The sequence below is a fragment of the Streptomyces sp. WI03-4A genome (assembly GCF_033792105.1).
GTDB lineage: Bacteria > Actinomycetota > Actinomycetes > Streptomycetales > Streptomycetaceae > Streptomyces > Streptomyces collinus_A.
The window spans coordinates 258,597-270,911 of the sequence record NZ_JARAUO010000003.1 but is presented as its reverse complement, the minus strand read 5'-3'; the positions used below and the strand labels follow the sequence as shown (position 1 = coordinate 270,911).

General features: G+C 72.5%; 8 protein-coding genes. 7 read left to right on the top strand and 1 reads right to left on the bottom strand.

Going from position 1 to position 12,315, the window contains the following annotated elements; translation table 11 throughout:
- The first annotated feature begins 32 nt into the window (after positions 1 to 32).
- From PV343_RS06045 to PV343_RS06015, 7 genes are all read left to right on the top strand, one after another.
- Positions 33 to 1,721 carry a DUF4192 domain-containing protein gene (locus PV343_RS06045; RefSeq protein WP_319145723.1) on the top strand — a complete coding sequence of 563 codons (1,689 nt, stop codon included), beginning with the start codon at positions 33 to 35 and terminating at the stop codon, positions 1,719 to 1,721.
- Positions 1,722 to 2,026: 305 nt separating this feature from the next.
- Positions 2,027 to 4,249 (top strand): glycogen debranching N-terminal domain-containing protein, encoded by a 2,223-nt coding sequence (locus PV343_RS06040; RefSeq protein WP_319145722.1) that lies wholly within the window; start codon positions 2,027 to 2,029, stop codon positions 4,247 to 4,249.
- A gap of 129 nt (positions 4,250 to 4,378) precedes the next feature.
- Complete coding sequence (locus tag PV343_RS06035; protein ID WP_020942665.1) at positions 4,379 to 5,137, top strand: NUDIX hydrolase; 759 nt, start codon at positions 4,379 to 4,381, stop codon at positions 5,135 to 5,137.
- A 150-nt stretch (positions 5,138 to 5,287) separates the two neighbouring features.
- Positions 5,288 to 7,609, top strand: coding sequence for an ATP-binding cassette domain-containing protein (locus tag PV343_RS06030; RefSeq protein WP_415923456.1), 2,322 nt, complete (start codon positions 5,288 to 5,290; stop codon positions 7,607 to 7,609).
- Positions 7,610 to 7,771: 162 nt separating this feature from the next.
- Positions 7,772 to 8,659, top strand: coding sequence for a FadR/GntR family transcriptional regulator (locus PV343_RS06025; protein ID WP_319145720.1), 888 nt, complete (start codon positions 7,772 to 7,774; stop codon positions 8,657 to 8,659).
- A gap of 436 nt (positions 8,660 to 9,095) precedes the next feature.
- Positions 9,096 to 10,640, top strand: a complete 1,545-nt coding sequence (locus tag PV343_RS06020) for an RNA polymerase sigma factor (RefSeq protein ID WP_319145719.1) — start codon at positions 9,096 to 9,098, stop codon at positions 10,638 to 10,640.
- 122 nt (positions 10,641 to 10,762) lie between these two features.
- Positions 10,763 to 11,623: a serine protease gene (locus PV343_RS06015; RefSeq protein WP_319145718.1), complete on the top strand. Its 861-nt coding sequence runs from the start codon at positions 10,763 to 10,765 to the stop codon at positions 11,621 to 11,623.
- A 98-nt stretch (positions 11,624 to 11,721) separates the two neighbouring features.
- Here the strand turns inward: PV343_RS06015 and PV343_RS06010 are convergent, their stop codons facing one another.
- A complete protein-coding gene (locus tag PV343_RS06010) occupies positions 11,722 to 11,952 on the bottom strand; it encodes a hypothetical protein (RefSeq protein WP_319145717.1) in 231 nt (76 codons plus the stop codon).
- Positions 11,953 to 12,315: the final 363 nt, after the last annotated feature.

Below are 12,315 nucleotides of genomic sequence, written 5' to 3'. Positions count from 1 at the left end.
CGGAATGCCGGGATCCGCGAGATCGTCTGCGCATGACGAATCACGGCGAAACCACCGGACCCTTCGAAAACGGCGACATCCTGGGACGAGAGTCACTGAACGAACGGTCCGCGCACGACCCCCAGGTCACCCTGCGCACCCCGGCCGAGCTGGCCGACGCCCTGCCCTACCTGCTCGGGTACCGGCCCGAGGACAGCATCGTGCTGGTCGCTCTGCACGACAGGGAAGGCCGCGGCCGGTTCGGCGGGCGGGCCCGGCTCGGCATCCCCGCGGCCACGGAGGACTGGGAGGCGGCCGTACGGCAGCTGGCCCAGGGACTGGTGACCGGCAGCGAGCGGCGCGGCGCGAAACCGGAACAGATGGTCGCCTACGTCTGCCAGGAGCCGGGCGACGGCGAGACGGGCCGGGACGTGATGATCCGGCTCAGGCCGCTCATCGCTCTGCTGCGCACGCAGTGCGGCACCCTCGACGCGCCGGTGATCGAGGCCCTGTGCATCTCGGACGGCCGCTTCTGGTCCTACTGCTGCCCGACCGAGCGCTGCTGCCCCGACGACGGGACGCCGATGGGCCTGCCGGGCACCTCGGTGCTGGCCGCCGCGGCCACCTACGCAGGGATCCAGGTGCGCGGCACGCTCCGCGAGCTACGGGCAAGGCTTCTGCCCTGGGAGACGGGCGCGGCCCTGGAGCAGGAGATCGCCCTGGACGCGGCCGGCATGGACCTGGTGCCCCGCATCCTCGACGAGGCCACCCGGCCCGGCGTGGCCGAGGAGACCCTCGAACTGGCCGATCGGATCATCCGCAGGTTCACCGCCGCACCGCCGGTGCCCGGTGCGCACCGGGCCGACATCCGCGACGACGAACTGCTCGGCCACGACGAGGCGGCCACCCTGATCCTCGGGCTCCAGGACCGCACGACCCGTGACCGGGCGGCCGCCTGGATGGAGGGCGACGAGGCCGGCCCGGCCCTGCGGCTCTGGCGCGCCCTGGCCCGTCGCTGCGTCGGGCCGTACGGCGAGCACGCCGCCGCCCCGCTGACCCTGGCGGGCTGGGTCGCCTGGTCCGGCGGGGACGAACTGGAAGCCCGGGAAGCGCTCGCGATGGCGCTGGGCGCGGACCCCGACTACCTCTTCGCCCGCCTCCTGCACCAGGCCTGCAACGAAGGCCTCGACCCCGAGTCCATCCGCCGGTGCCTGCGCGCGGAACGCGCGGAACGGACAGCGGCCCCGGGCCCCGCGCCGACGGCCGGACCCGCGCAGCCGGAAGGGTCGGAGCAGGTGCAGTCGGACGGGGCGGACCAGGTGCAGTCGGAGGGGGCGGAGCAGGCGCAGTCGGCGGGGATGGAGCCGGGGCAGCCGGACGGGACGGAGCAGACAGGGCCGGCAGCGGAAGGCACCCCGTGTCCGCCCTCGGGTGAGAGCGTCCCGGACTCGGGATCACCCACCAAGGCGGAAGCTCGCCCCTCGCAGCGGATCTCAGGGACCGGTGCCCCTCGGCGCCGTCGCCGCACGCGGACCGCCGAGGGCGGCGACGGCGCCTCCCGGCCACCGCGTGGGGAGGCCGCACGGCGCCGGCCGACCGGCTCCCACCCCCGGACGCCGGCCACCGGAACCACCCGCAGGGCAGGTGCACGGCCCGGCGGTACGCGCACGCGCACCGAAGGCGTCCCGGCCCGTGACGCGGCGACGACCGGCATCCGCCGCGATGCCGAGGGGGACGGGTGAGGACCGGCCGCTGGCCCGGCGCCCCGTTCGTCCGTCGGTGCGTCCGCCCGCTCCGGCTCGCGGTGCCGTCCGATCCGAAGGGTCCTGCGCGCCGGCAATCCCTGCCGGTCGCGTCCGAGCCTCCGACACGCCGCCGTTCGGTCGGCTTCACCGGTGCGGGGCGTGACCAGGACGAGTGCGCCGCCGTTCACCTGAGTGGCGGAACGCCTGGACGGGTCGTGCCGCCGCAGGGCCCTCGCACTTCCGGGGGCGTCGGCACGCGCCCGGCACGTCCGAGGCGCACCGAGAGCAGAAAAGGCCACCCCATGCATCAGCAGCCGACTCGGCCCTCCTTCGCCGACGACAGCCGACCACCGTGGGCCGGACACGAGCCCCTTCCCCAGGCCCGCGTCGGCAGCTCTGTTCCAGCGGCGGCAGGCGCCCGCAAGCCCCCGACGCCTCCGCGTACGCCGATCGAACTGCTGTCCGCGGAGGACACGCTCCGGAACGCGGACCGATCCGCCGGCCGAACGGGCCGCCCCACCACCGCGCCCCCTACCGCCACCACACCGCGCGCCCAGCATTCAACGGCCCGGCCCGCATCCGACCTTCCGCCCACGCACACCGCCCTGATCTGCGTCGCCCTGCCGGGCCTCACCATCTCGGGGGAACACGGGCAACTGACCGGCCGGGGACTCGAAGGGTTCTACCGGGGCGGCCGACGCCTGCTCGCGCGATGCCAGGTCCGCGTCGCCGGACGCGAACCGCTCCTGGTCCAGGCGAGGATGACCGGCGCCGACCGCGCCCGCTTCGTCGGCACCCTGCGGGCCACGCCGGGCTCGGGCCCGGACCCCGACGTCATCGTCGAGCGGATCCGCAACGCCGACGGAACCGAGCGCATCACGCTGCACAACGCCGGCCTGCGCCCCCTGCGCCTCCCCGTCGAGGTCGCCCTCGGCACCGACCTGGCGGACCTCGGCGCCATCGCCTCGGGCAAGGCCGGTCCCGAACTGCCCGCCAGCGTCCACGACTCGGGCCTGCGCTGGACGTCGGCCGACGGCGGAGCCTGTGTCACCGCTCACCCACCACCCGCCGACGCCCTGGCCTCCGCCGGCCTGCTGCGCTGGGAACTGGACCTGCCGCCGGGCGCGACGACGGCCGTGGAGCTCCGCGTGCGCCCGGACGGCGCGGGACCGCTTCGCGCCGTGGGGCAGACCGCGACGAGCCCCCTCGCACCTGCCCGGGCGACCGGCGACGACCCGCGGGTGGCCGCCCTGCTCCGGGCGGCCGTCGACGACTTGCACGCCCTGCTGCTGCGCGACCCCGGACACCCCTCCGACACCTACCTGGCGGCGGGCGCCCCCTGGCGCTGCGGCATGGCACCCGCCGAGGCGCTCGCCGCGGCCCGGCTGACGCTGCCCCTCGGCACCCGGCTCGCCGCGGGCACACTGCGCGCCCTCGCCCGCACCCAGCTCACCGGTCCGGGCACGCAGGCGGGGCTGATCCCCGGACCACGGCGGGACGCGGGTGCTTTCCTCCCGCCTGCCTGCACCGGTACGGAGGCCACACTCCTGTTCCCCGTCCTGCTTGCCGAGGCCCGGCGCTGGGGACTCCCCGAGCGGGAGACCTTGGAGCTGCTTCCCGCGGCGGAGCGCTGCCTGACGTGGCTGCGGACCACCGTGGGCGACGGCACCTACCTGCCCGACCCGCCGCGATGCGGACCGATCCGCTGCGAGACCCAGGCCCATGCCCACCGCGCGGCCGTGCTCGGCGCCGACCTGCTCGACGCCCACGGCAGACCGGGCAGCACGGAACTGCGGCAGTGGGCCGAGACCGCGCGGAAGGCGTTCCGCACGGACTTCTGGATCGAGGACCGGAGCGGCGGACGCCCGACCGCGGCCCTCGCACCGGGTGGCCGCCCCCTGCCGCACCTCGGCTCCACCGCCGTGCACCTCCTCGACACCGGCCTCCTGGGTGGCGGCCTGCACGCCCCCGGGCTGCTCGACAAGGCGCAGACCCACCAGCTCGCCCGGCTGCTCGGCAGCCCGGCGATGGACGCGGGCTGGGGGCTGCGAGGTCTGGGCGCCAAGGAGGCGGGACACAACCCGTTCGGCCACCGCACCGGAGCCGTGCGCGTCCACGAGACCGCGCTCGCGGTCGCCGGACTGGCCGCCGCCGGGTACGAGAAGGAGGCGGCGAACCTGCTCGGAGGCCTGGTGGACGCCGCCGAGCACTTCGGGCACCGGCTGCCGGAGATGTTCGCGGGGGAGCAGCGCTCCGCCGGCAGCGCTCCGCTGCCGCACCCGGCGGCCTGCCGGCCGGCCGCCACCGCCGCCGCGTCGGCGATCCTCCTCCTCACCACGCTCGCGGGCATCCGGCCCGACGCACCCGCCCGCACCGTCACCCTCCGCCCGGTGCGCAGTGCTCCCCTCGGCGAGATCGGCCTCACCGGCCTGCGGGTCGCGGGCGCACCCTTCGCCGTGCGGGTCAGCAGACTCGGACTCGCGATGGTCGAGGAGGCGGCGGACGACCTGCAACTGGGCATGTGACCTGCCACGACGCCACTGATCGTAAGGACGGGGGAGCACCGCGCGCCCATACCGGAACGAAGCGGATCCGCTGCCTGCGCGGCCGACGAAGGGAGTGTTTATCGTCAGGCAGACGACTATGATCGCGGCATGCCCTACGACCCGTCAGCCTTTCCGCCCTTCGCCGTCACCGTGGACCTGGTCGTGCTGACCGTGCGACGCCATTCCCTGTGCGCGTTGGCGGTCCGCAGGGGCGAGCCGCCGTTCCAGGGGCGCTGGGCGCTGCCCGGCGGCTTCGTGCGGGACGACGAGGACCTTTCCCAGGCGGCGGCGCGTGAGCTGGCCGAGGAGACCGGACTGCGCGCGCACGACCCCTCGGCCCCGGCCCAGGACAACGGCGCGCACCTGGAACAACTCGCCACCTACGGCGACCCGAAGCGCGACCCCCGCATGCGGGTCGTCAGCGTCGCGCACCTCGCCCTCGCCCCGGACCTGCCGGCGCCCCGGGCAGGCGGCGACGCGAGCAACGCACGCTGGGCGCCGGTCGAGGAACTGCTCCAGCAGGGCGGCTACGGCCGTGACGGCGAAACCATGGCCCCGCTCGCCTTCGACCACGCCCAGATCCTCGCCGACGGCGTCGAGCGGGCCCGCTCGAAGATCGAGTACTCGTCGCTGGCCACGGCGTTCTGCCCGCCCGAGTTCACCGTCGGGGAGCTGCGCAGGGTGTACGAGGCGGTGTGGGCCGTGGCCCTCGACCCGCGCAACTTCCACCGCAAGGTCACGGGAACACCGGGATTCCTGGTCCCCACGGGCGGTACGACCACCCGGCAGGGCGGCCGGCCCGCCCAGCTCTTCCGGGCCGGGGGAGCCACCCTGCTCAACCCTCCGATGCTCCGCCCCGAGGTCTGACACCCGGCCCACACGGCAGGGCGGAAGGGGCGTAGGCGCAGTCGCGCCGGGAGGTGATCCCCCGAACGGCGCAGGAAACTGCTCTCCAAGTTGCGCGCCACCCGATAGCAGATCAGGTGATACCCGAAAAACCGGACACTGCGCGCTATCTTGCTGCAGGTGATCCAGGCCGTCGGACTGACCAGCATTCCCCGCAAGGCGCACCCGCCCGCCGTCGACGACGTCTCCTTCGAGGCGTGCGCCGGACGGGTCACCGCGCTCCTCGGACCCGCGGGCGCCGGCAAGACGACGGCGCTCAGGCTGATGCTCGAACTGCAACAAGGGCGCGGCATCACCTACTTCAGAGGCCGGCCCCTGCACCGGATCCCTCACCCCGCGCGAGAAGTCGGCGTGCTCCTAGGTGACGTACCCGGTCATCCGGCGCGCTCCGTGCGCGGACACCTGCGGATGCTGTGCGCGGCGGCGGGAGTTCCGGTCGGCCGTGCCGACGAGGTGCTGGAGGTGGTCGGCCTCGTCAGCCTCCGGGAGGAACGTCTCGGCACCCTGTCCCGCGGCATGGACCGCAGGCTCGGACTGGCCTGCGCTCTCCTGCCCGACCCCCACACGCTCGTGCTGGACGACCCCACCGACGGCCTCTCCACCCGCGAGGCGCGCTGGATGCACGGCATGCTGCGCGCCCACGCGGCCCAGGGCGGCACGGTGCTGTACACGACGGCCGACTCCAAGGAGGCTGCGCGCGCGGCCGACCGGGTCGTCACCCTCGACGGCGGCAGGCTCGTCGCCGACCAGGAGGCGGGTGAGTTCGCGCGCAATCGGCTGCGCCCGCGCGTAGCCGTCCGCAGCCCTCACGCCGCCCGACTCGCCGCCCTGCTGAGCAAGGAGGCCCGTGCCGCCCAGCGCTCCGTGGAGGTCGTACGCGAGGACGGCAACCGCCTCTCCGTGTACGGCAGCACGACAGCGGACATCGGTGAGACGGCCTTCCGGCACAACATCCTCATCCATCAACTCGCCGACGAGATCGGGGACATGGGAGCCGGAGCGGGAGCGGAGTCCCGGGACGCCGCGAACGCGGCCGGTGAACCGGCCACGGCCGTGCGGGAACGGCCCGTTCCCGAGCGCACGCCGGAGGAGCGTACGCGAGCCGTGCTCGGTTCGTCGGTGGAGGGCCGGGCCGCTGGGCGCGCACAGGCGGTGTCCGGTCTGCTGTCCGGGGACCAGAAGCCGATGGTGTCCAGCCTCGTCGAGGCTGAGCCTGAGGCGCAGGCCGACTCGGCGTCGGCCTCTACCTCGGCGTCGGCCTCAACCTCGAGCTCCGCCTTGGCCTCGGCCTCGGCCTCGACCACGACCTCGGCATCGGATGAGGCCGGTGCCGAGCCGGCGTCGACTGCCGTCCCGGACGGAGCCGTAGGTGACGCCGCTGTCGGTGCGGCCGGTGCGTCGCCGACCGGCGACTCCCGCCCCGCAGGCACGATTCCGCAGACCGACCCCGCGGATGTCTCCGGAAGCCCTGCGGCGCCCGGCGGCACGGCCGCGACCGGTACGAACGTCTCCGGCGCGACCGTCCCGGGCGCGCGTAATCCCAGCACCCGCACCCCTGGCAGCGGTCGCACCCGGACCGGTCGGCCGGTGCCCGCGCGCGCCGGCGCGGCCGACTCTCCCGCCCATCTGTCGACCCTTCCGCCCCCCATCTCCCCCCGCCCCGCCCCCAGCCCCCTCCGCCCCCTGCGCTACGAGCTCCGGCGTGCGGCCGGGATCGGCACCGGATTCCTCACCTGTGGTGCCGTGCTGGTGGTGTCCGCGCTCACCGCCGTGGTCCTGGCGCGGCTCGGTCACACCCCGCAGGAGCGGCTCTTCGCCGCCTGGCCGCGGGAGCTGCCGCTGCCGCCCACGGCGCTCGCCGCCGGCCTGCTCGGCGCGCTGGCCTTCGGGGACGAGTTCCGTCACCCCGCGCTGGCGGCGGACCGCGGCACCGTGCCCCGCCGGTTGGGGCTGCTCACCGCGAAACTCCTCGTCTCCGGAGCCACCGCCCTGATGCTGGCCTTCCTCACCCTCGGCTGTGACGCCGAGGTGCTCTACCTCGTCTACGGGCGGGAGCTGACACAAGTTCCCGCGGACTGGCTCTCACTGACCGCGAGTTGGTTCGGTCTCGTGACCGGCTGCGCCTGGGCCGGAGTCCTGGCGGCCGGGGTCTTCCGGTCCGCCACGGCAGGGCTCGCCGCCGTGCTCGCCGTGCCCGTCCTCGTCGTTCCGGCCGTCCATCTGACGCTGGGAGGCTCCACGGTGCGGATGGCGGCGGGCCTGCCGGCGCGGATGCGGGAACTCCTGCTGCTCCAGTGGCCCTTCGGGGGGGACAGATACCTGCTCGCCATGGCCCGGGTCGTCGCCCAACCCGTCGGCGGGGCGCTGACGTTGTCGCTGACGGCACTGCTCTGCGTGTACCTCGCCGGCACGCTGCGCGCCAGGGCCCGATGACGGCCTTCCGCACGCTTCAGGTCAGGCTGTGCGCACAACTCCCCGGAGAAAGGCCGTTTCCTTCCGATAAGGCGTCAATTGCGATGCGGTGAGCGATCACCCTTTCGTGTGCTTTTCACCAAAGACCTCAAGGGAGTTGGAACCGACGCCGACAAAGGATGCGTGAGTACCCTTGCGCACACCATGATGACCGCCGCCCGCTCCTCAGACTCAGGTCTGGTCGGCCCGGGCGAACTCGACCGCTACCCCTACGCAGAGGCTCCGGTGCCCGACCGCGTGGGAGCACCCGCCTGGGACGGAGTGGAACCCGAGCTGGGCCGCGTGGGCCGGCGTGCCACGGGCAGCCGCGGCCGCGGCCTGCACGGCCAACTCGTACAGCAGCTCGGTCAGATGATCGTCTCGGGGGACCTGGGTGCGGACCGCCCGCTGGTGCCGGAGGAGATCGGCCAGCGCTTCGAGGTCTCCCGCACCGTCGTCCGTGAGTCCCTCCGCGTGCTGGAGGCGAAGGGCCTCGTCAGCGCCCGTCCGAACGTCGGCACGCGCGTGCGTCCCGTCAGCGACTGGAACCTGCTGGACCCGGACATCATCGAATGGCGGGCCTTCGGGCCGCAGCGCGACGACCAGCGCCGCGAGCTCAGCGAGCTGCGCTGGACGATCGAGCCGCTCGCCGCTCGCCTCGCCGCCGGCCACGGGCGTGAGGAGGTGCAGCAGCGCCTGTCCGACATGGTGGAGATCATGAGCCACGCCATGGCCCAGGGGGACGCGCTGACCTTCTCGCGCGCCGACACGGAGTTCCACGCGCTGCTCATCCAGATCGCGGGCAACCGCATGCTGGAGCACCTCTCGGGGATCGTCTCGTCAGCGCTCCAGGTCTCCGGCGGCCCCGTCACGGGCTGTGACCGGCCGAACGAGACCTCGCTCGCGCTGCACGCGCGGATCGTCGACGCCCTGGGCACCGCCGACGGCACGGCGGCGGAGACGGCCATGCGGCAGCTGCTGACCATCCACCCCGAGGTGGAGCGTGTGGTGCCCGCCCCGCGCGAGCACTGAGTCTCGCCGCGGGCGGTGCGGTCGCCGGTGTGCCGCGTTCTCGTGGTCCTCATGGCGTCGCCGGTTCCGGGAACCGGCCGTCGCCGGACCTCGTCGGATCATTGGGTGTCCGGCGGGGCCCGGCGGCGTGGCGGGCCGCCGGGCGGTGAAGCGGCCACGGCCGACTCGACAGGGGTGATCTCCTCTGTCCATGTCTGACCGTTTTTGACCGCTTACGGGGTGTGACTCGGGCCACGCAGATTGGGCGTAACGCTCGTGGGAGCAGCGCGATGACCTAAGAGGTGACAGTCGCGGAGGGAATACGGACGCCACACCAGGCGCTGTCCATCTCCCCGGCCCCCGCCCACTCCGTCGGCCCATCCGCAGGCCGGTGGTCGGCTCTCGTCCGCAGTGGACGGTGCCGGAAGCCGTTTTCCAACGTTCCGAGAGGTTGTTCGTGTCGGCCAGCACATCCCGTACGCTCCCGCCGGAGATCGCCGAGTCCGTCTCTGTCATGGCGCTCATTGAGCGGGGAAAGGCTGAGGGGCAGATCGCCGGCGACGATGTGCGTCGGGCCTTCGAAGCTGACCAGATTCCGGCCACTCAGTGGAAGAACGTACTGCGCAGCCTCAACCAGATCCTTGAGGAAGAGGGTGTGACGCTGATGGTCAGTGCAGCAGAGCCCAAGCGCACCCGAAAGAGCGTCGCAGCGAAGAGCCCGGCGAAGCGCACCGCCACCAAGACGGTCGCGGCGAAGACGGTGACCACCAGGAAGGCCACCGCGACCACGGCGGCCCCGGCCGCGCCCGTCGCCCCGTCCGACGACGATCCCGCCGACGAAGCCGCACCGGCCAAGAAGGCGGCCGCAGCCAAGAAGACGACCGCCAAGAAGGCGGTCGCCAAGAAGACCGTCGCCAAGAAGACGGCGGCCAAGAAGACCACCGCCAAGAAGGACGACGCCGAGGTTCTCGAGGACGAGGTCCTCGAGGACGCCAAGCCCGGCGACGAGCCCGAGGGCACCGAGAGTGCCGGTTTCGTGCTCTCCGACGAGGACGAGGACGACGCGCCCGCGCAGCAGGTCGCGGCCGCCGGTGCCACGGCCGACCCGGTCAAGGACTACCTGAAGCAGATCGGCAAGGTCCCCCTGCTCAACGCCGAGCAGGAGGTCGAGCTCGCCAAGCGCATCGAGGCGGGTCTCTTCGCCGAGGACAAGCTGGCCAACGCGGACAAGCTCGCGCCCAAGCTCAAGCGTGAGCTGGAGATCATCGCCGAGGACGGCCGCCGCGCCAAGAACCACCTCCTGGAGGCCAACCTCCGTCTGGTGGTCTCCCTGGCCAAGCGCTACACCGGCCGCGGCATGCTCTTCCTGGACCTCATCCAGGAGGGCAACCTCGGTCTGATCCGCGCGGTCGAGAAGTTCGACTACACCAAGGGCTACAAGTTCTCCACGTACGCCACCTGGTGGATCCGTCAGGCGATCACCCGCGCCATGGCCGACCAGGCCCGCACCATTCGTATCCCGGTGCACATGGTCGAGGTCATCAACAAGCTCGCGCGTGTGCAGCGCCAGATGCTCCAGGACCTGGGCCGCGAGCCCACCCCGGAGGAGCTGGCCAAGGAACTCGACATGACCCCCGAGAAGGTCATCGAGGTCCAGAAGTACGGCCGCGAGCCCATCTCCCTGCACACCCCCCTGGGTGAGGACGGCGACAGCGAGTTCGGTGACCTCATCGAGGACTCCGAGGCCGTCGTCCCCGCCGACGCCGTCAGCTTCACGCTTCTGCAGGAGCAGCTGCACTCCGTCCTGGACACGCTGTCCGAGCGCGAGGCCGGCGTCGTCTCGATGCGCTTCGGTCTCACCGACGGTCAGCCCAAGACCCTCGACGAGATCGGCAAGGTCTACGGCGTGACGCGTGAACGCATCCGCCAGATCGAGTCCAAGACCATGTCGAAGCTGCGTCACCCCTCGCGTTCGCAGGTGCTGCGCGACTACCTCGACTAGGTCCCGGCCGTACGACGGCGAAGGCCCGGTTCCCCTCGCGGGGGCCGGGCCTTCGTGCTGCGCGCGACGGTGAGGTGGCTGACTCTGGGTGTCCCAGTAGGACCTCGGAGTGAGGAGCTTGCATGCGCCGTACCGTTGCCCGTGCGCTGATCCGGCCGCTCGTGCTGGCGGCCGCTTTGACCGCCATACCTTTGACCGGAGCGGCACCGGTGGCCGCCGACAGCGTGGTCGTCGGGGGCTTCCCGATCGACGTCTCCCAGGCCCCCTGGACCGTGGCCCTCTCCAGCCGTGACCGGTTCGGGGGTACGCGCGCGGGGCAGTTCTGCGGCGGTGTGGCGATCACCCGGACCACCGTGCTGACCGCGGCCCACTGCCTCACCGACGACGTCCTCGGCGCGCCCCCCAACCGGGTGCGCGACCTCAAGGTCATCGCGGGCCGCACCAGTCTGCTGGCCGACGAGGGGCAGGAGATCGACGTCCAGGAGGTCCGGGTCAATCCGCACTACGACCCCGAAGCCAACACGGGCGACTTCGGCGTGCTCAAGCTCGCCGAACCGCTGCCGCGCAGCTCCCTCGTGAAAATGGCGCCGGAGGGTGACCCCGCGTACACGCCAGGGACCAAGGCCCTGGTCACCGGCTGGGGCGACACCTCGGGCGGAGGTTCCTACGCACGCCATCTGCATGCGGCGCGCGTCCACGTGCTGGCAGACAACCGCTGCGCCCGCGCCTACCCGGGCGGCCCTGAAGGCACCTACCGGCCCGGATCCATGCTCTGCGCCGGAGAGGTCGAGGGTGGTCCGGACGCCTGCCAGGGCGACAGCGGAGGCCCCCTGGTCGCCTCGGGGCGGCTGATCGGACTCGTGTCCTGGGGGAGCGGCTGCGGGCGCCCGGGGAACCCCGGCGTCTACACCCGCGTGTCAGACGTCCTGCACACCCTGGAGACGGCGGCCGCAGGGTCGCAGAAGGCCCCTGGAAGGGCCTGAGAGCGCCTGGGGGCATGAGCACGGGCGGCCACTCCCACAGGGGAAGGGCCGCCCGTTCACCGGCCTGTGCCGGGGCTGGCTCGTCGTGTGTGCGAGATTCAGCGCTCTTCTTCCGAGGCGGTGCCGGGAGCGGCCGTGAGCCGCTCAGTCTCGTCCTGTATCTCAGCGGCGATCTTCTTGAGTTCCGGCTCGAACTTGCGACCGTGGTGGGCGCAGAAGAGCAGTTCTCCGCCGCTGAGCAGAACCACGCGCAGGTATGCCTGGGCGCCGCAGCGGTCGCAGCGATCGGCGGCCGTCAGCGGGCTCGCGGGGGTCAGAACAGTAGTCACGTCGCCTCTTCTCTAGCTCGACGAGCTGTCGTACCAGGGTCAACATCCAACCAGCCCGAAAACGTTCCCGCTCGTGGCTTTTCCTGGAAAAAATCTTCCGGGGCGGCTGTCTGCTGCCGGTTTGGCGGCGAATGTGCCGTATTGCGTGTCTTAAAGATGCTTACGGGTTCGCGCGGTCTTCGATGTCGGTCCTCCCGGCTGGGTTGCCGGTTGTTCATGAGGACGTGCCCGGAGCCTAAATGGTTCATGCCTCCAAGGGAACGTGATGTGTGCTTCACTCCATCGAGGGATCGAACGTACATACGAGTCTGGACTAGGCTGAGATTCCGACGAGGGTGGCGCTACACCGCCTCTACCAGGGCT

Coding starts and splice junctions, on each gene's coding strand:
- PV343_RS06045 (WP_319145723.1), top strand. CDS start 33: ATGACGAATCACGGCGAAACCACCGGACCCTTCGAAAACGGCGACATC.
- PV343_RS06040 (WP_319145722.1), top strand. CDS start 2,027: ATGCATCAGCAGCCGACTCGGCCCTCCTTCGCCGACGACAGCCGACCA.
- PV343_RS06035 (WP_020942665.1), top strand. CDS start 4,379: ATGCCCTACGACCCGTCAGCCTTTCCGCCCTTCGCCGTCACCGTGGAC.
- PV343_RS06015 (WP_319145718.1), top strand. CDS start 10,763: ATGCGCCGTACCGTTGCCCGTGCGCTGATCCGGCCGCTCGTGCTGGCG.